The organism is Massilia sp. BSC265 (assembly GCF_000740675.1).
In the GTDB taxonomy this organism is placed as follows: Bacteria; Pseudomonadota; Gammaproteobacteria; order Burkholderiales; family Burkholderiaceae_D; genus Telluria.
On record NZ_JPXI01000029.1, the window covers coordinates 238,511 to 258,254 of the forward strand.

A 19,744-nucleotide genomic window follows, 5' to 3' on the forward strand; every position below is an offset into this window, starting at 1 on the left:
TTCAGGCTTCAAGTAAATACATTTGGACAAATTGGGTTGCCTTCGCACTATTTTTAGTCCATCATAGCTGCGTGGTGCCGGCCAGCAACGGCCTGGCACCCGATCAGCGATGATGCGGTTGAGTCCGTTTCTTTTCGTCCCCCGCACTGTGTCGGGGGACTTTTTTCGGTGCCGCGGCCCAGCTTGCCGCAGCTGGCGCGATCGCGGCGCCGGCCGGCCCACCGCCAGGCCGAAGCCCAGGCTTCCCCTGTGCGTCCCACCGGAGGAAACTTGAACGCAATGTTTTTTCCGACGACCCGCGTGTCCCGGATCGTCATGACGATATCACCCCAACGCAGCCTGGCGCCGATCTTCGCCGGCATCCTCGTGCTGGGTGCGCTTCACGCGCCGCCAGTCGCGGCGGCCGGCCGCACGCCGGCCGCTCCCGCAGTCGCGGACTTCACCGAGCTGAGCGGTACGCGTGCCGGCACCTGCGCGGCGCCGGTCGAGCCCGCCCTGGCCCCCATGGGAACGCCCGCCTTGCGCCATTGCGCCTGGAGCCAGCGCCTGGAAATGCTGTACTGGCAGGATGTACCGGCCAACCCGAACACCTGCCTGCCTGCGGCTGCCATCGCCTGGCACCGCCTTGGCGCGGGTGTCGGCGCCGTATTGCGCCCGTGGAGCGCGGCCTGGAGCGGGCAGTCCCTGCTGGTCCAGACCGGGGGGATGGTACAAGCCGGAATGGTCTGGCGCCAGGAAGGCGGGCAGTGGTCGGTGGTGCTGTGGCGCTGGCGTCCATCGGATCGCATTCCGACCCGTCACTGGCAGGCCGGCCACTGGAAGAACATCGCAGGGGCGGTGCGCGCCATCGACGCCGCCAATCCGGAACCAAGCCGTACGCCGCTGATGACTGCGTGGCTGGACGCCACCAACGGCAAGCCGCGCCTGCTGGCTGCCGATAGCTGGCGCTGGGTCAGCGACGGCGCCTGCCTGGACCTACGCAGCGCCAGCCTCGGGCAGGCCCAGATGCACCTGCCGCATTCGCGCGACGACGCCCGACTGGAGCAGCGCAGCGCGATGCAACTGCTGCTGGCGCGCCGCTTCCCGGGCGCCGAATGGCTGCGCAACTTCAGCCTGATCGAACCGGCCATCTCCGGTGACCGCACCGGCGCCAAGTTCCTGGCCGTCTGGCGGGAAGGCGCCACGGTCTCCGGGCAATTGTGGATTCCGCTGCGCGACGAGGGCGGGATCGTGCGCGCGCGTATCTCCAGCGAGCTGCCCGCCGCCACCGGCGCAGCCCTGCAGGAAGCCGCCAGGGCGCGCGCGGTCCTGCTCGAGCGCGAACTGGGCAAGCTTGCCCATGCCTGGGAGGCCCGCCATGAATGAAGATCTCTCGACGCCCCTGTGGCTGCTGTCGCCCCTTGCCGTGCTGGGCGCCGGCCTGATGCTGGCACTGGTGCTCGGCATGCTGCTGCAACGCTTCAGGGTGCCCAAGCTTTATGGGGCCGTCCTGGCCGGCCTGCTGCTGGGCGCGACCGGCGGCAACCTGATCGACCGCCCGCTGCTGGCGCAGTTCCAGGAGTTGCTCAACGCCGCCTCGGCCCTGGTGCTGTTCGAGGTCGGCCGCAAGATGGACCTGGCCTGGCTGCTGCGCAGCGGACGCCAGGGCGGGAGCCTGCTGCTGGCCACGCTGGCACGCTGCGTGGCGGTGGCGGTGACGCTGCGCCTGGTCGGCTTACCCTGGGGCGCGTCCATCTTCATCGCTTCGATCCTGATCGCGGTGAACCCGGTCATCGTCAACTCCATGGTGGCCGACGAAAATGCCAGCGGGACCAGCACCTTCGCCACCGCCAACATGGTCGGCCTGAGCAGCCTGGTCGCGTTATTGATGCTGGCGCTGACGCTGGCGTGGACACGTAGTCAGGGCGTGAATGCCACGACTGGCCTGGGCGAGGAACTGATGCGCCAGGGCGGCAAGCTGGTGCTGGGCGCGGCCATCGCCTTGCTGTCCTACGGCCTGTATGCCGCGGCGACGCGGCTGTGCAAGGTACCCGCGACCATGCGTCCCGGCATGCTGCTGGCCGCGCTGCTGATCGACCTCGGCCTGTGCTCGGTGTCGGCGGCGAGCTCGCTGCTGTCGCTGCTGCTGATGGGGCTACTGCTGCGCAATGCGGAGCGGCGCGACAACGTGTTCCAGGCCCAGCTCAAGACCGCGCAGGACATCGGCTACGTGCTGCTGTTCCTGATGTCGGCGGCGCTGGTGGACCTGCAGCAGCTGGCCCAGGGCTGGACCCTGCTGGCGGCGCTCGCCGTGTTCGCGGTGCGCATCGCCGCCACCCGCGCGGCCCTGGTGCCGGCCACGGCCTGGGATCGCACCAAGAAGCATGCGATGGCCCTGTCGATGTGCTCGCTGGTCAGCTATGGCGGGCTGGTGGTCGACACGACGCTGAATGCCTACACGGGCCTGGATGCCGCATCGAGCGAGATGATGGGTGCGCTGCTGGCCCTGAACGTGCTGCTGGCGCCCGGCCTGACCTGGCTCGGCCTGCGCATGGCCGGGGAGACCTACCGGCACGCAGCACCCCACGAAGAACGCGGCATCGGCAAGAAGGAGGAGGTGGAAGCATGAGCGCACCCTTGAACATGGACGAAGCAGCGCGCCTGGCCCGGGCACAGGCACAGGCGGTGGCCGGGAAGGGGCCGGCCTTCCTGCCCGATTTCAAGACCTCGACCGTGGGCACGATGGGCATCGAGCTGGAACTGATGGTGCTCGACCGCCTGACCTATGACCTGTTCCCGGCCGCACCCGACATCCTGCGGGTGCTCGACAAACATGACAAGCCCTGGGTGCACACGCCCGAGATCACGACCTCGATGCTGGAAGTGGCCACCTCGATCCTCCAGTCCTACGGCGAAGCCAGCGAGCAGCTGGAGCATATCCGCAGTACGGTCCAGCGCGCCGCCTTCGAAGTCGGCGCCTCGGTCTCGGGCGGCGGAGCCCATCCGTTCCAGCGCTGGAACGAGCAGCGCATCTTCCCGAAGGCGCGCTATTTCGAGTCCGAACGCAAGTACGGCTACCTGGCCAAGCTGTTCACCGTGTTCGGCATGCACGTGCACATCGGCGCCGGCACGGCCGACGAAGCGGTGCGCCTGTGCGCCTGGCTGACCCAGCGCGCGCCGCTGTTCATTGCCTTGTCCGCCAATTCGGTGTGCTGGCAGGGAGAGGTGTCGGGCTTCTGCAGCTCACGCAGCAACGTGGTCGGCGCCTTCCCGATGAGCGGCATCCAGCCGTCCGGCCTGCGCAGTTGGCAGGATTTCCGCGATTATTTCGATCGCCTTGCGGGCTTCGGCATCGTCAACAGCATCAAGGATTTCTATTGGGACGTGCGGCCCAAGCCCGAGTACGGCACCATCGAGCTGCGCGTGCTGGACACGCCGCTGCGGCCGGAATACGCCGCCGCGCTGGCCTGCTACGCGCGCGAGCTCTGCCTCGACTTCGCGGACCGGGCAGGGGCCTGGCCCACCAACGGCAGCCGCGAGCTGTACACCTGGAACCGCTTCAATGCCGCCCGCGACGGCGTCGATGCCAGCTGGATCGACCCCGAGACCGGCGTGTCGGCGCCGGTGGCCGAAGTCATCCGCGCCGACCTGGAGCGCCTGGCACGGCGCTCGACCGATCCGGGATTCGGCCAGGCGTGCGCCGTGATCGAAGGCTTGATGAAGGACGGCGGCCAGGCCGGGCTGTTGCGCCGCCACCTCGCCGGCGGTGGCGGGATGAACGACCTGGCGCGGATCGCCAGCGAGATCTTCGAGGCGCCGCCGCGCCCAGGCAACTGAGCCGAAGACGGGACTACAGCTGGGACAGCGGCGTACGGCCCGCCGTCTCGTCGACGTCGAGCCGTGCGATCAGCCGGGCGAGGTTCTCCTCCAGCTGCTGCAGGGTCTGCTCGTCCAGACTGGCCAGGGCGTCGGGCAGCACGCCGGCAAAAGGCATCGGGGCGCGCCGCAGCACCTCGCGCCCGGCCGGCTGGAGATGGAGCGCGACGTTGCGCCGGTCCGCTCCCTCGCGGCTGCCGGTGACGAAACCGCGCTCGGCCAGCCCGCGCACCAGGTTGCTGGCGGTCGACTGGTGGATGTCGAGCTCGCGCGCCAGGCCGGTGGCGCCGATACCGGGATGGCGGTCGATGACCGACAAGGCCCACAGCTGGGCGCCGCCCAGGCCGGCTTCGCGCTCGACCTGGCGGAAATGGCTCTTGACTGCGTTGAAAACGATACGGAACTGCCTCAGTACACGTTGCGGCTGCTCGTTCTCTGGAAGGATGGCGGGATTCTCTGGCATGGCGCGATCATAACGGAAATCCGCACGGGTCGTACGTTGCGGTGCAGGCGTTCCCGGCCTGTCCGCAGCCGAAACGTGGCGCGGGGCAGGTCCGCATTTGCTAGGATAGGCGGCATGAATCGGCTGCTCGCCCATCCACTGTTCCAGCAGCGGCGCTTCGTCTCGCGCGCTGCCGTGGCAACCCTTCTGGCCGGGTTCGCGCTGACGGCGCTGCTGTTCGGCGTGGCGCGCGAGCTGGAGGCGGAGCGAGCGCGCGCCGAACTGGCGCAACGCTCAGCCGTTCGCACCGCTGCGGTCACCCGCGCTTTTGCCGACGCAGTACACGACCTGCGTGCACTGAACCTGCTTTTCACGGCCGGCGGCGGCGAGGTCTCGCGCGAGGCCTTCAACGCCTTCGCCCAGCCGTTGGCGGCCAGGAACGGCTACCTGAAGGCGCTCGTGTACCAGCGCTTCGTGAGCGCGGCCGAGCGGCCAGCCTTCGAGGCCGAGCGCCGCCAATTCTGGCCGGGCTTCGCCATCACCGAGCGCGGTCCCGGCGGCGTACTAGCCCCTGCGGGACAGCGCGCGCGCTACCTGGTCAACGACTACGTCGTTCCGGTCGCCGGCAACGCCAGCGTGTTCGGCTACGACGCCTGGTCCCGACCCGAGCAGCGCGCATTCACGCAGCGCGCGATCGATACCGGAGAAGCGACCGCCAGCCCCCTCATGCGCCTGGTGCAGGGTGACGGTTCACTGCGCGGCATGCTGGTGGTGATGCCGGTCTACCGCGCCGGGACCGACGCAGCAGGCGCGCCGGCGCGGCGGGCGGCCGTGCTCGGCACCATGGCGGTAGCGATCGATGCCGGGGTGCTGGTCGGCGGCAGCCTGGACGCCGCGCGGCTGCTGGCCAACAGCGACTATGCGCTTACGCTGTATGGACGAACGGATAGCGGCGAACGGGTCGCCGTGTTCAGCCACCCGGGTGCGGCGGTAACGCGGGCGGCCTGGGAGCGCTGGCTCGGCGGCGTCCCGAGCCCGATCACGCGCAGTTTCGTGGTGGCCGGGTCGCAGTGGGACCTGACCACCGTGCCCGTTGCGCGCGGCCTCGACAAGCAGGTGGGGTCGCTGTCGATCCTGGGCTACGGCTTCGTGCTGACCCTGGCCGCCGCCGCGCTGGTCCAACAGCGCAGCGCCCGCACCCGGCGCATCGAGTCGCTGGTCGAACGCCGCACCGCCGACCTGGCGCTGACCGCCGGCGCGCTGCGCCTGCACCAGCGCGCCATCGAGTCCGCCGCCAACCCCATCCTCCTGATCAGCGCGCCCCGCCACGGCTATCCGATCGAATACGCCAACCCGGCCTGCGAACGCACGCTCGGCTACGAACCGGGTGAACTGGTGGGCAAGCCGCTGGCGAGCCTGGCGCTCACCGGCAGCGACGAACCGGGCCTGGAAGAGCTGCGCCAGGCGCTCCACGAATGCCGCGAGGGCCATGCCCTGGTGCGCCAGGCCACCCGTGACGGCCGCGAGCTGCTCAGCGAGGTCTACATCGCCCCGGTCAACAACGCGCAGGGAGTAACCGAACATTTCGTGGTCACCACCTACGACGTCACGGTCGCCAAGCGTTACGAGGCAGAACTGGCGCACCGGGCCCGCTACGACACGCTGACCGGGCTGGCCAACCGTGCCCTGCTGGCCGACCGCATCGAACGCGCGATCGCCACCGCGGGTGGCACGCCGGTGTGGGCGGTGGCCCTCGACATCGACCACTTCAAGCTGATCAACGACACGCTCGGACGCCGCCTCGGTGACGAAGTCTTGCGCGCCCTTGCCACACGGATTGCCGGTGCGATCCCCCAGGCCGACACTGCCGCGCGCGCGGGCGGCGACGATTTCATGCTGGTACTGACCGGCTGCAGCGACGAACGCCAGGCGGCGGCGCAGCTGCAGGCAGTGCGCGAGGCCATTGCCGAGCCCTTGGAGCTGGACGGCCGCACCCTGGTGTTCGGCTCCAGTGCCGGCGTGGCCGGCTATCCGGCCGACGGCCAGGACTCGGAAACCCTGGTCAAGCACGCCGAGGTTGCCATGTACCGCGCCAAGCAGACCGGCCGCAACGCCGTGCACTTCTACGCGCCGCACATGAACGCGCATGCCGCCGACAGGCTCGCGCTGGAAGCGGCGCTGCGCTCTGCCTTGCGTGAAGACCAGTTCGAACTGTATTTCCAGCCTCAGGTGGACCTCGGCAGCGGACGCGTGGTCGGCACCGAGGCCCTGATCCGCTGGCGGCACCCGCATTTCGGCACCGTGCGGCCGGAGCGCTTCATTGCACTGGCCGAGGAAACCGGGCTGATCGTGCCGATCGGCGCCTGGGTCCTGCGTGCGGCCTGCCGCCAGAACCGTGACTGGCAGCGCGCCGGCCTCGGGCACCTGCGCGTCGGGGTCAACCTGTCGGCGCGCCAGTTTTCCGAGCCCGACCTGGTCCAGACCGTGCGCACGGTGCTGGCCGAGACCGGCCTGGGCGCCGATTCGCTCGAGATCGAGCTCACCGAGAGCATGATGATGGCCGATGTCGAAGCGGCGATCGACACCATGCGCTGCCTGAAGTCGATGGGAGTGAAGCTCTCCATCGACGATTTCGGCACCGGCTATTCCAGCCTGGCCTACCTGAAGCGCTTTCCGGTGGACGTGCTCAAGATCGACCGCTCCTTCGTACACGACATGGTCAGCCCGGATGGCGCGGCCATGGTGGATGCCATCATCTCGATGGCGCACGGGCTGCGCATGCAGGTGATTGCCGAAGGAGTCGAAACCCTCGACCAGCTCGACTACCTGCGCGGCTGCGGCTGCGACGAGGTGCAGGGCCATATCTACGCCCGTCCCGAGCCGGTGCACGCGGTCGAAGCGCTGCTGCGCAAGGGCAGGGTGGAGCCCAGTCCGGAGCATGCCTGAAGGCATTTCCGGCGACGAAGCCGCGCAGGCAAACCGGACCGGGGTTGCCGCGCCGGTCGGCTATACTTGCCACATTCACATGGCGTACGGCAGAGTGCGCTTCACCGGCATTTGCAGCAAGGATTTCTATAGTGGACCAGGAAGAGAAAAGCGGCACCCGCGACGGCTTGGACCATCGTGCCGATGGCGGCCCCGGCTCGCGCCGCGCCGCGCTGGGCCAGCACGGCAAGCGCTTGTTCAAAGGCGCGCGCGGGCGCGCCCAGGCGGGGTATTCGATGGCCCAGGCGCGGCTGCGCGACCGTTCGCGTCCCGAACAGGTGCTGCTGGTCGGGCTATGGGCGCTGGCCGCCGGCCTGATGGCCTTCTTCCTCTACCTGGTGATTTTGATCCCGCTCACGCCCGGCATCGACGACCTGCGCCAGGCCAGCACCGCGCGCCCGAGCGTGATCCTGTCCGCCGACGGCAAGGAACTCGGCTCCTTCGAGAAAGGACTGCAGGAGCGCGTCAAGCTGTCGCAGATCTCGCCGCACGTGCTCAAGGCCCTGATCTCGACCGAGGACCACCGCTTCTACGACCACCATGGCGTGGACTTCCGCCGCGTGGCCGGCGCGCTGGTCGCGACCCTCAGGGGCGACCCGCAGGGCGGTTCGACGATTACCCAGCAGCTGGCGCGCAACATGTTCCCCGAGGAGATCGGGCGGGCGCGCAGCATCAACCGCAAGATGAAGGAGCTGATCACCGCGATCAAGATCGAGAATACCTACAGCAAGACCGAGATCCTCGAGGCCTACCTGAACACGGTGCCCTTCCTGTACAACGCCTACGGCATCGAGATGGCGGCGCGCACCTACTTCGGCAAGACGGCCGCGAAGCTGGACGTGCTGGAGGCGGCCACATTGGTCGGCATGCTCAAGGGCACCCATTACTACAACCCGGTCGCCAACCCGGAGCGCTCGAAGGCGCGCCGCAACGTGGTGTTGAAGCAGATGGCCAAGCACGGCGCCTTCAACGAGGAGCGCTACCGCGCCCTTGCCAAGCGCCCGCTGCGGGTGCGCTTCGCGCGCCTGAACGACCGCAGCGGCAAGGACGACCATTTCACGGCCTACGTGCGCAAGTGGCTGCTCGACTGGGCCGAGCAGAACGACTACGACCTCCAGCTCGACGGCCTGGTGGTCCATACCACCCTCGACCTGGCGCTGCAGGAAGCCGCGGTGCGCGCGGTCGAGCGCCAGACCAATACGCTGCAGGCGATCGCCGACGTGGAGTGGGCCTACCAGGGCATGCCACGTTCGACCTCGACCGGCATGTACATGGCGATGCGAAATGAGGTCGATCCCTTTGCCTACTACTGGAAATCCCACCCGCGCGCGCTCGAAGCCTTCGTCCGCGAAAGCGCCGAGTACCGCCGCGCCGTCGAGGACGGCGAAGCGCCTGCCGCCGCGCTCAAGCGCCTGAAGGCCGACCGGGAATTCATGCGTGACCTGAAGACCGGCAAGTCGCGCCTGGAGGCCGGCTTCGTGGCGATGGACCCGCACACCGGCGAGGTGCGCGCCTGGGTCGGCAGCCGCAGCTTCGAGCGCGACCAGTTCGACCACGTAGCGCAGGCCGCGCGCCAGCCTGGCTCGACCTTCAAGCCGATCGTGTACGCAGCGGCACTGGAAAACGGCATACCGCCCGACCAGACCTACCGCGACGTGGTGCAGGATATCCGCATGGGCGGCACGGTCTGGCGTCCGACCGACATGTCCGGCAACAGTGGCCGCATGATGAGCATGCGCGACGGCCTGGTCTATTCGAAAAACACCATTACCGCCCAGGTGATGCAGCAGGTGGGGGTGAACCCGATCGTCAGGCTGGCCCAGAACATGGGCATCCGACAGAGCAAGTTGTCGGCGGTGCCTTCGCTGGCGCTCGGCACCAGTCCGGTGACCCTGCTCGAGATGGTCAGCACCTACAGCACCATCGCTGCCCAGGGCGAGTACCGCAAGCCGGTATTCGTGCGCCGCATCACGGACCGGGAAGGCAAGACCATTGCCGATTTCGCGCCGGGTGCCCCGGAGCGCGCCCTGTCGCAGGACGCTGCACTGAACCTGATCGACATGCTGCGCGGCGTGGTCAACCGCGGCACCGGCGGGGGCGTGCGCTACCGATTCGGCGTGCACGGCGACCTGGCCGGCAAGACCGGCACCACCCAGAACAACACCGACGGCTGGTTCATCCTGATGCACCCGAACCTGGTTGCCGGCGCCTGGGTCGGCTTCAACGACAACCGGGTTGCGATACGCAGCAGCTACTGGGGGCAGGGCGGCCACAACGCCCTGCTGCTGGTGGGCGACTTCATGCGCAGCGCCTTCGACAGCGGCAAGCTCGATCCGAATGCGCTGTTGCCGGGCGGGCGCCCGCCAGCCCCGCGCCGGTACGAGGAGCCGGAATACGTCGAGGAAGGTCCGGACGAATTGGAAACCGAGGAGGGCATGTCCGAGGGAGAGGTGCCCGACCCGGCTCCGATCGGAGAAGACGACGAGCCGGCCGAGGCGCCGCTCGCCCCGGTACGGCCAGCGCCCGTGCAGACGGCGCCGCCGCCAGCCCAGTTGCCGGATGTCCCGCCCCCGCCGCCGAGCTCCGGCGAGGAAGAGATCATCTAGCCGCCGTCCGCCCGGGCGCCTCCTCGTCCGGCCGGGCCGGCGGGCCTTCACGCAGGAGCGGATAGGGATTGACCGGCCCGGCTTTCCCGTACACGCCATAGTGCAGGTGCGGCGGCGTGGTCCGGGCATTGCCGGTATTGCCGACGTAGCCCAGTACCCGTCCTTCCTCGACGCGCATGCCGGGAACGACGTCCGAAAACCGGTCGAGATGGGCATAATAATGCCGCTGGCCGCCCGGCCCCAGTACCCACACCACCTGGCCGCCAAGGCGGTTGCTTCCTACGCGCAAGACGATCCCTTCGGTGGCGGCAAGCACCGCCGTTCCGCGTTTGGCAAAGATGTCGATGCCTTCGTGCTTGCGGCCTTCGCTGCGGCTCGCGTGCCAGGTATCGCGCAGCGCTGTCGGGCGCACGCCGCTTACCGGCATGGCCAGTGCGCTCGGGGCCGGCATCGAGGCCAGGCGCATGGCATAGACGACGTGCCGCACCCAGGGCTCGAGCAAGCCCCAGGCGGCGACGAGGAGTACGGCCAGTATCAGGCTGCGCAGGAAGATTCGCATGGCAGGTGGTCCATGAGTGTCCGATACGGGACACGTATGGGCGAACCCCTGGATTTACAGCCTCAGGCTGGGTCGAGCGTGGGACGGGGTGTCACTGCCTCGCCCGCGTTCTGGACGGTGGGCGTGTCGGTCGTCGGGTCTTGGCGCAGCGGCAACACCAGCGTGAAGGTGCATCCCTGGCCGGCACCGGCGCTGTGCACGGAAACCTTGCCACCGTGCAGGACGGTCAGCTCCTTCACCAGTGCCAGCCCCAGTCCGAGGCCGCCCTGGGCGCGGTCGATGCTGGTCGGGCCCTGCACCAGCACGTCGAAGATGACGGGCAGGAGTTCCGGTGCGAGGCCGACGCCCGTATCGCAGACCTCCACCACGGCCTCCTTGCCGCTGCTCCTGCAGCGCACCGTGATGCCCCCACCGGCGGGCGTGTACTTGATGGCGTTGTGCAGGAGGTTGTCGACGATCTGCTTGAGGCGGGTGCGGTCGCCGTCGACCCAGCTGGTCGCGAGCTCGGCTTCCCAGTGGTGGTTGCCGGCATCGACCAGGCGCTTCGCCTCGACGCAGGCGTGGAGCACCTCGCCCAGGTTCACCGGCGCGCGCTGCAGCACAATCTTCCCCGACAGGATACGCTGCACGTCGAGCAGGTCGTCCACAATGCGGGTCAGGTGGCGCATCTGGCGCCGGCTGATCTCGCGCGCATTGGCAGCCAGCTCCGGCTTGACATTCGGCATGTCGAGGACGCTCATGGCGCCCGAAATCGCGGCCAGCGGGTTGCGCAGCTCGTGTCCGAGCATGGCCAGGAAGGTATCCTTGGACTGGCTCTGCGCCTCGGCGGCGCGGCGCGCGCGCTGTTCGCTCACCAGGAGCTGCTCGCGTTCGTGCTGCAGCGCCTGGCGGGCAGCGCTCTCGCGCGTCAGGGCCTCGCTGGTGTAGTGCAGGCCGTCGAGCAGGGCATCGACCTCGTCCACCTTGGTGGGCCGCGGCCGGGCGATGGCGCCGCGCGCCAGCGCGTTGGCCACGCTGCCGGCCTGATGCAGCGCATTCGACAGCTTGTTTCCGAAGAAGACGGCGGTCAGCACCGCCACGCCCATCAGCAGGAGCAGGGCGAGCGTCGCGTAGGCGGCGGCGGTGCGGGCCGCCGATTCGATTTCCGCGACAGGCACGCCGATCACGACCGTCCAGCCGCTGAGCTTCGAACGCGTGTAGATCCCGTAGACCTCGGTGCCTTCGCGGGTGACGTGGCGCAGCACGCCGCTGCCGGCGTGCAGGGCCGCGGTGCGCATTTCCGGGTGCATCGGCTTCCCGGCGGAGGCTGCTCCATGCCGGTTGCGCGCGATGGTCACGCCATTGGCATCGAAGACCCCGACCAGCCAGGTGGCTTCCAGCGCGTTGTTCGCAAACACCCGCTCGAAGTAGCGGGCGTCGAAGATCTGGCTCACGACATAGCGCGGCGACTGTCCAGCCGGCGAGGGAACGTCGACGGAGACCACGGCCCGCTGCGAGGTCGGGCCGAGGAAGTAGCCGGATACACGGGTTTTTTCCGTGCTCAGCACTTCATCGACATAGTGTTTGGCCGAACCCTTCAGTTCGGTGCCGTAGGGCTTGAGCGTATTGAAGAGGGGCTGGTGGCGGTCGTTGACCAGGGTCGTCCAGGACATGGGATCGTCCCCGTTCAGGCGGCTGGCAAGCCGGTACACCCGGCCGTAATTGCCTTCTTCGAGGGATTCGGAGTTGGCGATGACCCGCAGCAGCGCTTCCTTGACGGCGATCTCGCGGTCGACCAGCAGCGCAGTGGAGCGCGCGGTTTCCTGGACCCGTTGGATGCGCGACTCGCGTTCCCAGTCGAGCAGCATGAAGACCCCGAACCAGAAGGCCAGGGCGACAGGGATCAGGATGGCGGCCGCCATGAGGTACAGGTAGGTGCGCGTCTTCATGCGGGCGTCGGAGGCGGCTTCGAGTGCGAGGGCGCCATGTGTGTCATGGCAAATATTGCTAGCTTAACAGGTTTGATTGCCGTGCTGCGCGCTTTTTCAGCCTCCCTTGACGGCGCCCGCTTCCCAGCCCCGTTCGCGCGCCGCCCGTTCGGCCGCGGCGTCGAGCGTGCTGCCGGCGATGCGGGCGTCCATGGCATCGAGTACGGCCGGCGGCAATGGTGCCGCCGCCTGGCGGTACTCCCCCGCCGGCGCCGGGCTGTCGGCCAGCACCGGGATGCGCCAGTGGCCGCCTTCGCGGCAGGCCAGCCCGCCGGAGCGCCCCAACTGGAAGGTGCGGCAATAGGCGCCGGACTGCGACAGGAAGCTCAGCCCCACGCGCACCTCGCCCGACGCGGCGTCCTGGGCCAGTTGCCGGTCGAGTGCCTGCGCCAGGGTGCCGCCGGCGGTCAACTCGCCGGAGGCACCCCGGGCCAGCGCAAGTTCGCTGCTCCCGCCGAGCCAACCGGTCCCGAGGCTGCCGGCAAGCACGCCAACGGCCAGCGAGGCGGCCAGGGCGCCCCATTGCGGCCATGCCACGCGTTTCTGCCGGCGTTCGTCCTCCTGGCGTCCGGCTGCGTCGCGCGCGGCCCGAACCGCTGCCAGATCGTGCACCCGGGCCGCGGCCGGCGGCTGCAGCCGCTCCGGGACCGGCTCGTCGAGTGTGCCGGCAAAGGCGGCGAAGATATCCTGCCGCAGCGCTTGGTGGCGTGCGACGGCCGCCGCCACCGCGGGGTCGTCCCGCATTGCCTGGGCGATGGCGGCGCGCTGCGCCTGATCGAGTTCCCCGTCGGCATAGGCCATCAGGGTGTCGTCGTCGTAGTTCATGGTCGTGCTTTCGTCTGGTCGGAGAGGATTTGCTGCAAGGCTTCGCGGGCGCGGGCCAGGCGGCTGGTGAGGGTGCCCATGGGAATCTCGAGCACCTCGGCGGCTTCCTTGTAGCCCAACCCGTCCACCAGCACGAGGCCGACCACCAGGCGGTGTTCTTCGGACAGCAGGCTTACCGCTTTCTGGATCGCCAAGCGTTGCTGGTGCGCCTGGGCGAAGTCGTCGCCGACCTGCTCGCCGGCCTCTTCCGGGACGAACAGCTCGTCGCGCCGGGCGCGGCTGCGCACCTCGTCGATCCATGCATTCTTGATGATGCGAAAGATCCAGCTGTCGAGGCGCGTCCCCGCCGTGTACTGTTCGCTGCGGCCGAGCGCACGTTCCATGGCGATCTGCACCAGGTCGTCGGCGTCTTCGCGATGGTAGGTGAGCGAACGCGCAAAACGGCGCATTCGCGGCAGCAGGGAAGCAATCTCGCTGGCAAGCATTTTCGTCGGTCTCTTCACATATAACGTTTGGCGCAGGGATTTTCTTCCCTGCTTAGAACGTTCATACATATTCCTGGGTGCAATCGTCGTGCCATGATATATGATCCACGCATGAAGTCAGTTCGTCTTATTTGCCGTATCGCCCTCATGGGGATGCTGCTTGCCGCCGCGCCTGCGCGTGCCCAGCTCGGCTTGCCCTCCCTGCCGTCCCTGCCCTTGCCCGACCGTGTCGGTCCAGCCGGACTGGGAGAACTGCGGGGACCGCTCGACCGCCTGCTCGACCGGACGCCGCTTCCGGACCTCGGCCGCCTGCGCGCCGACCAGCTTGGCGGCCTGCTGGCGCGCCATCCGGACCGCCTGGAACGGGATCCCGTCGGAAACGTGGTGTTGCGCGGCGAGCTGCTGGCCTGGTCGCCCAGCCCGGCGGGCTTGCAGGCGGCCGCTGCCGCCGGCCTCGCTGTCGCACGGGAGCAGGACTATCCGGAACTCGGCCAGCGACTGGTGGTATTTCGCGTGCAGGAGGAGAAGGGCCAAGCCATCGCCGGCATGCTGGAGATGCTGCGCACGGCCGACCCCGACGGTGTGTACGACTTCAACCATCTGTTCACCCGAAGCGGGACACAGGCGGGCGCGAGTGGCGGGCCCGCTTCGCGTCTAGCTGCTGGCCCGGTGCGGGTCGGGCTCGTGGACAGCGGTGTCGACCGGTCCCACGCCGTGTTCGAGGACGTCGAGATTCGCCATTGGGGGTGCGGCGGCGCGCAGCGGCCTGCGCCGCATGGAACGGCCGTGGCCGCGCTGATGGTCGGCCGCTCCGCCCACTTCAGCGGGGCCGCACCCGGCGGCAGCCTGTATGCAGCGGACGTCTACTGCGACGAACCGACGGGCGGTTCGGTCGACAGGATCGTCGGCGCACTGGCCTGGCTGGCGCGGGAACAGGTCGGCGTGGTCAACATCAGTCTGGTCGGCCCCGGCAACGGCGCACTTGCCGGGGCAGTAAAGGCGATGGTGGGGCGCGGGCACCTGCTGGTGGCAGCAGTCGGCAACGACGGCCCGGCAGCGCCCCCCTTGTACCCGGCCAGCTATCCGGGCGTTGTCGGCGTGAGCGGGGTCGACCGCCGCGGCGAGCCCTTGCCGGAGGCAGGGCGTGGGTCACAGGTGATGTTCGCGGCGCCGGGCAGCCACATGGTCAGCGCCGTGCCCGGCAGTCCGCCATATCGGCAGGTGCGCGGAACCTCGTATGCAGCGCCGATCGTGGCGGGCTTGCTCGCACGCCAACTGCCGCGTCCGGACCGGGACGCCGCCCCCCGCGCGGTGGAAGCACTGGTGCGCGATGCAACTGGGGGCAAGGCCGGGAACATCAGCAATGCGACCGGTCACGGCGTGGTCGGCTCTGCGGTCCGCGTCGACCCTGCGCGCCTGCGCTGAAAAATTTTTTAGCATCGATGGAATAAATCACCACAACGCATCGTTTTCCTTGTATCGGCAGCGAAATCACTCGTGCCACTGACAAGGAGAACAGTATGAATGCCAAGAAGATCGTCCAGCAACTCGCCATCGCCCTGTCCCTGGGTGTCGCCGCGTCTGCCCATGCCCAGTTGTTGGGCGGCGGCCTCGGCGGTTCGGTAGGCGGCATGATCGGTGGTGGCGGCCTTGGCCGCATGGGCGGCATCGATGCCGGCGGCATGATGCGTGGGGCCGGCCGCCTGGACGCCGAGATGGCGCGTCCGGCAGGCGGCGTAGCCGGCCGCAGCATCGAACGCGTGCGAGAAGTGCGACCACAACCTGAGGCAGCTGGCGCAAGCCTGGCGGCTGGAAGCGTGAGCGGGGCACTGTCGGGCGCGGTATCGTCGGACGCTAGGGCCAACGGCGAACTCGCCGCTCGCCGTGCAGCCCAGGCGGGCGGCCAGGCGAGTGCTGCCGGCGTCCTCGAACTCGGGACCAGCGGCGCCACAGGTCTTGCGGGGCAGGCGGCTTCCGGCCTGCGCGGCGCGGCCGATGCCGCCAGCGAGCGCGACGGGCAACTGCGCGCGGCCAGCCAGGATGCCGCAGGCAGGGCCAGCGCAGCGATCCGCGGCGGCGCACAGGCAGCCGGTGAGCTCCGGCCGGTGCTGGCGAACTCCTCGGGATCGGTATCCGGCGCAGCAACGGCCACGGGCTCCTTGTCCCAGCGTGCAGGCGCCGGGGAGACGGGTGGCGCACGCTCGTCCGCATCCGGCGAAGCCGCCGGGCGCCTGGGCCTGGACGCGGCTGGCGCGGGCAGCCTGGCCGCTAGCGCCGCATCGGGTGCGCACCAGGCCGCAAGCGGGACCGGCGATGCGCTGCGTGGGCAGGCCGGCCGGATGCAGGCCGCCGGCCAGCGGGCCGCCGCACGAACCTCGGAAGGGGCGCACGCCGGCCTCAAGAAGGGCGAGCAAGCCGCCGCCAGCGGCATGGCTTCGCTGAAGCAGGGGGGCTCGGGAAGCGCCGGTGCTTCCGGGGCCGCCTCCGGCTTCGGCAACGTATCCGGCGCCGGCAGCACCGATCGGTCGGCGTCGGCGCAGGGTGGTGCCTCGGCCTCCGCCTCGCTTTCGCTTGGCGCGGGCGCCTCGGCACAAGGACACGCAGGCGGCGCCGACTGAAGGGCTCCCTACAGGATCGGGGTCCCGCCGGTCACCGCGATGCGCGCCCCCGAGATGTAGCTGGCCTGGCTTGATGCCAACAGCACGTAGACCGGCGCCACTTCGGCCGGCTGCCCGGGCCGCTTCATCGGCACCTGCTGGCCGAAGCTCTCGACCTGGTCGGGCGGCATGGTGGCCGGAATCAGGGGCGTCCAGATCGGGCCCGGGGCCACCGAGTTCACCCGGATGCCTTTCTCGGCCAGCAGTTGGGCCAGGCCGGCGCTGAAGTTGGCGATGGCGCCCTTGGTGGTGGCATAGGCGAGCAGGGTCGGCTTCGGGTTGTCCGAATTGATCGAGGTGGTGTTGATGATCGAGGCCCCGGGCTGCATGTGCCGCACCGCCGCCTTGCAAATGTGGAACATCGCGGTGATGTTGACCTTGAAGGTGTACTCCCATTCCTCGTCGGGGATTTCTTCCAGCGAGTCATGCGTCATCTGGAAGGCGGCGTTGTTCACCAACACGTCGATGCGCCCGAATTCCTGTACCGCACGGTCGACGATCGCCCGGCAGTGGGCCGGGTCGGCCAGGTCGCCCGGCACCAGCACCGCCTTGCGGCCGGCTTCCTCGACCAGGCGCGCGGTCTCCTGCGCATCCTCGTGTTCGTTCAGGTAGGAGATCAGGACATCGGCGCCTTCGCGCGCAAAGGCGATCGCCACCGCACGGCCGATGCCGCTGTCGCCGCCGGTGATGATGGTGGCCTTGTCCTTCAGCTTGCCGGAGCCCTGGTAGCTCGACTCGCCATGGTCTGCCTGCGGGGTCAGTTGCGCCTCGGTTCCCGGCGCTTCCTGCTGCTGTGGTGGCTGCTGCGTCTGGTTCATGTTCGTCCTTTCGATTCAGTGTTTGAGGAAGCGCGGGGTCGAGGGGCTGTTGCGCAGGGTGAACACGATCCGGCGTGTGCACATGCGACGGTACTTGTAGGCCGTATTCCGGAGCAGTTCGGGATGCGCAATGATGGCCTGTTCGCCGCCGAGGGCGCGCACGCGAGTCCTCTTCAGTCCAAGGTGCCCGACCGTACGGCTGAAATCCTTCACCATGATGAAGTCGCCGGTGCCGGCCTGCTTCGCTCGGCTGACCGAGGCGGCCGCGGAACAGGATCGGGGCGCCGGGCATCAGCGTGCAGCTGGCGACGGCGCAGCGGTGGCGAACTGGGCGTTCGGCCGGGTGATGCCGAGGGATGCGAAAACGCGAGGGAGATTGTTCGAACCGGGCCTTGTCGCGAGAGCCGGCGCCGGCCGCGCGCGCGAACTGCGTAGATGACGAATCAACCGGGACGCCGGCGGCGCACCGGATCGGGGCCCGGCCGGGCGGCGCGGGCAGGACACGTGATCCTGGCCCGCACCGCGGGATCAGTGGCGCTTCAGGTGCTCGCGCACGGCTTTGGCGCTCGGACCGACCTGCTGCACGGCACGCTCGAGCTCTTCCTTGCTCACGCCCAGCGCTTCGGTCCAGTGGCGCACTTCCCATTCCTCGTTGACGTTGATGCGGGCGCGGTCCTGGGCGCCACGGTCCTGCAGGTTGTCAGACATGATTGCCTCCTTGATCACTTTGCTTGCTGCCAGAGTGCCAGCCACGACAGAGGCGTTCCGTACGCTGTTTCACCTAGCGCCGCATTCTCGACCCGGAATCGACCCACCCGACCGTGCCGGCAGCAACTTTTTGAGGTACGCTTGCAACATCGACACCAATGGCACCAGAAGGAGGAGACCCGCATGTCCGCACCCTATGAAACCGCCCAGCCGGAACGCAGCGCCGTGGACGCGATGCCCGGCACCGTGATGCTCGATTTCGGCGCCAACTGGTGCGGCTACTGCCGCGCCGCCGAACCGCTGATCGACCAGGCCCTTGCGGGCAGCCAGGGTGTGCGCCACCTGAAGGTGGAGGACGGGCCGGGCCGCCCGCTGGGTCGCTCGTTCCGTATCAAGCTGTGGCCGACCGTGGTCGTGCTCAGGGACGGCCAGGAAGTGGCGCGCGTGGTGCGGCCGGTCTCTGCCGACGAAGTGCGCGTTGCACTGGCCCAGGCCGGTGCCGCATGAGCGGCGCCGCCACCGCTGCATCCGGCAAGCCCCCAGCCAACAAGCCGCGCACCGTCCTGTTCGCGAGCCTGATCGGCACCACCATCGAGTTCTACGATTTCTACATCTATGCCACTGCGGCCGTGCTGGTGTTCCCGCGCCTGTTCTTCCCGGCCGGCGACCCGGCCGCCGCCACACTGCAGTCGCTCGCCACGTTTGCCATTGCCTTCTTCGCCCGGCCGGTCGGCTCGGCCGTGTTCGGGCACTTCGGCGACCGCGTCGGGCGCAAGGCCACCCTGGTGGCGGCGCTGCTGACCATGGGCATCTCTACCGTGCTGATCGGCCTGCTGCCGACCTATGCGTCGATCGGCACCCTGGCGCCGCTGCTGCTGGCCCTGTGCCGCTTCGGACAGGGCCTGGGCCTGGGCGGCGAGTGGGGCGGGGCAGTGCTCCTGGCAACCGAGAACGCGCCGCCGGGCAAGCGCGCCTGGTACGGCATGTTCCCGCAACTGGGCGCGCCGATCGGCTTTTTCCTGTCGGGCGGCACCTTCCTGCTGCTTGGGACAGTGATGACGGACGAGGATTTCTTCAGCTGGGGCTGGCGGGTTCCCTTCCTGGCCAGTGCGCTGCTGGTGCTGGTCGGCCTCTACGTGCGCCTGAAGATCACGGAGACGCCGGACTTCCAGAAGGTGCTCGACCGCGACGAGCGGGTCAAGGTGCCGGCGCTGGCGGTGCTGAAGGACCATACGCGCGCACTGGTGCTGGGCACGGTCATCGCGCTGGCTACTTTTGTGGTGTTCTACCTGATGACGGTGTTTGCGCTGAGCTGGGGCACGACCCGTCTGGGCTACTCGCGCCAGGAATTCCTCACCATGCAGCTGGTGGCGGTGGTGTTCTTCGGGCTGACGATCCCGCCGTCGGCGCTGCTGGCCGACCGCCATGGCCGGCGCATGGCGATGATCCTGGTGAGCGGGGCGATCGCCCTGTTCGGATTGCTGTTCGGGCCGCTGTTCGGCGCCGGCACCCTGCCGGCGGTAGGCGGATTCATGGTGCTCGGCATGTGCCTGGTCGGCTTCACCTACGGGCCGCTCGGCACCCTGCTGGCCGAGCTGTTCCCGGCCGAGGTGCGCTATACGGGGGCCTCGCTGACCTTTAACTTCGCCGGCATCCTGGGCGCTTCGCTGGCGCCCTACATCGCCATGTGGCTGGCGACGACCTACGGGCTGGCCTGGGTCGGCTACTACCTGACGGCGGCAGCCCTGCTCAGCCTGCTGGCCCTGGTGGCCATCGGTAAACGGGGCGCTACCGGTCCCTTGCAGCCTGCCTCGCGCTGACAAGCAAAGGGCCCCGA

16 protein-coding genes and 1 pseudogene are annotated in these 19,744 nt (G+C 68.9%); 9 read left to right on the forward strand and 8 right to left on the reverse strand.

Annotated elements, in window-relative coordinates:
* The first annotated feature begins 315 nt into the window (after positions 1 to 315).
* Genes MA09_RS08210 through MA09_RS08220 form a run of 3 tightly spaced genes read left to right on the forward strand, consistent with a single transcriptional unit; the run spans position 316 to position 3,816 of the window.
* Complete coding sequence (locus MA09_RS08210) at positions 316 to 1,365, forward strand: hypothetical protein (protein ID WP_152594594.1); 1,050 nt, start codon at positions 316 to 318, stop codon at positions 1,363 to 1,365.
* Entirely contained in the window at positions 1,358 to 2,608 is a 1,251-nt protein-coding gene (locus MA09_RS08215) for a cation:proton antiporter (RefSeq protein ID WP_036246843.1), read from the forward strand. The genes MA09_RS08210 and MA09_RS08215 overlap by 8 nt, the downstream gene beginning before the upstream one ends.
* Positions 2,605 to 3,816 (forward strand): YbdK family carboxylate-amine ligase, encoded by a 1,212-nt coding sequence (locus MA09_RS08220; RefSeq protein WP_229440618.1) that lies wholly within the window; start codon positions 2,605 to 2,607, stop codon positions 3,814 to 3,816. The genes MA09_RS08215 and MA09_RS08220 overlap by 4 nt, the downstream gene beginning before the upstream one ends.
* A 13-nt stretch (positions 3,817 to 3,829) precedes the next feature.
* Here the strand turns inward: MA09_RS08220 and MA09_RS08225 are convergent, their stop codons facing one another.
* Positions 3,830 to 4,318 (reverse strand): MarR family winged helix-turn-helix transcriptional regulator, encoded by a 489-nt coding sequence (locus MA09_RS08225; protein WP_036246844.1) that lies wholly within the window; start codon positions 4,316 to 4,318, stop codon positions 3,830 to 3,832.
* 114 nt (positions 4,319 to 4,432) lie between these two features.
* Here MA09_RS08225 and MA09_RS08230 point away from each other — a divergent pair, with 114 nt between their 5' ends.
* Positions 4,433 to 7,243, forward strand: a complete 2,811-nt coding sequence (locus MA09_RS08230) for an EAL domain-containing protein (protein ID WP_036246845.1) — start codon at positions 4,433 to 4,435, stop codon at positions 7,241 to 7,243.
* A gap of 131 nt (positions 7,244 to 7,374) precedes the next feature.
* A complete protein-coding gene (locus tag MA09_RS08235) occupies positions 7,375 to 9,888 on the forward strand; it encodes a penicillin-binding protein 1A (RefSeq protein ID WP_229440620.1) in 2,514 nt (837 codons plus the stop codon).
* Here MA09_RS08235 and MA09_RS08240 read toward each other — a convergent pair.
* The 4 genes from MA09_RS08240 to MA09_RS08255 all read right to left on the reverse strand — a co-directional run bounded on the left by MA09_RS08240 (position 9,881) and on the right by MA09_RS08255 (position 13,724).
* Positions 9,881 to 10,447, reverse strand: coding sequence for a M23 family metallopeptidase (locus MA09_RS08240; protein ID WP_036246846.1), 567 nt, complete (start codon positions 10,445 to 10,447; stop codon positions 9,881 to 9,883). The two genes, MA09_RS08235 and MA09_RS08240, sit on opposite strands and share 8 nt — an antisense overlap.
* A gap of 62 nt (positions 10,448 to 10,509) precedes the next feature.
* Positions 10,510 to 12,375, reverse strand: a complete 1,866-nt coding sequence (locus tag MA09_RS23655; RefSeq protein ID WP_051933284.1) for a sensor histidine kinase — start codon at positions 12,373 to 12,375, stop codon at positions 10,510 to 10,512.
* Between the two features lie 96 nt (positions 12,376 to 12,471).
* Positions 12,472 to 13,158, reverse strand: a complete 687-nt coding sequence (locus MA09_RS08250) for a hypothetical protein (RefSeq protein WP_152594595.1) — start codon at positions 13,156 to 13,158, stop codon at positions 12,472 to 12,474.
* A 77-nt stretch (positions 13,159 to 13,235) separates the two neighbouring features.
* Positions 13,236 to 13,724 carry an RNA polymerase sigma factor gene (locus MA09_RS08255; RefSeq protein ID WP_036246848.1) on the reverse strand — a complete coding sequence of 163 codons (489 nt, stop codon included), beginning with the start codon at positions 13,722 to 13,724 and terminating at the stop codon, positions 13,236 to 13,238.
* 111 nt (positions 13,725 to 13,835) lie between these two features.
* Between MA09_RS08255 and MA09_RS08260 the strand changes: the two genes are divergently transcribed.
* Entirely contained in the window at positions 13,836 to 15,149 is a 1,314-nt protein-coding gene (locus tag MA09_RS08260) for a S8 family serine peptidase (protein WP_229440622.1), read from the forward strand.
* Between the two features lie 95 nt (positions 15,150 to 15,244).
* Entirely contained in the window at positions 15,245 to 16,342 is a 1,098-nt protein-coding gene (locus tag MA09_RS08265; RefSeq protein ID WP_036246849.1) for a hypothetical protein, read from the forward strand.
* Between the two features lie 8 nt (positions 16,343 to 16,350).
* Here the strand turns inward: MA09_RS08265 and MA09_RS08270 are convergent, their stop codons facing one another.
* From MA09_RS08270 to MA09_RS08285, 3 genes and pseudogenes are all read right to left on the reverse strand, one after another.
* Positions 16,351 to 17,199: an SDR family oxidoreductase gene (locus MA09_RS08270; RefSeq protein WP_036246850.1), complete on the reverse strand. Its 849-nt coding sequence runs from the start codon at positions 17,197 to 17,199 to the stop codon at positions 16,351 to 16,353.
* 15 nt (positions 17,200 to 17,214) lie between these two features.
* Positions 17,215 to 17,427, reverse strand: a pseudogene (locus tag MA09_RS08275) (mechanosensitive ion channel domain-containing protein); the annotation flags it as partial.
* Between the two features lie 300 nt (positions 17,428 to 17,727).
* Positions 17,728 to 17,907, reverse strand: coding sequence for a DUF3606 domain-containing protein (locus tag MA09_RS08285; protein WP_036247441.1), 180 nt, complete (start codon positions 17,905 to 17,907; stop codon positions 17,728 to 17,730).
* A gap of 183 nt (positions 17,908 to 18,090) precedes the next feature.
* Here MA09_RS08285 and MA09_RS08290 point away from each other — a divergent pair, with 183 nt between their 5' ends.
* Together MA09_RS08290 and MA09_RS08295 are read left to right on the forward strand one after the other, a co-directional pair.
* The gene (locus MA09_RS08290; protein ID WP_036246853.1) at positions 18,091 to 18,414 is read left to right on the forward strand and encodes a thioredoxin family protein; all 324 of its coding nucleotides are present in this window, start codon (positions 18,091 to 18,093) and stop codon (positions 18,412 to 18,414) included.
* Positions 18,411 to 19,727 carry an MFS transporter gene (locus MA09_RS08295; protein ID WP_036246854.1) on the forward strand — a complete coding sequence of 439 codons (1,317 nt, stop codon included), beginning with the start codon at positions 18,411 to 18,413 and terminating at the stop codon, positions 19,725 to 19,727. Before MA09_RS08290 ends, MA09_RS08295 begins: the two co-directional genes overlap by 4 nt.
* Positions 19,728 to 19,744: the final 17 nt, after the last annotated feature.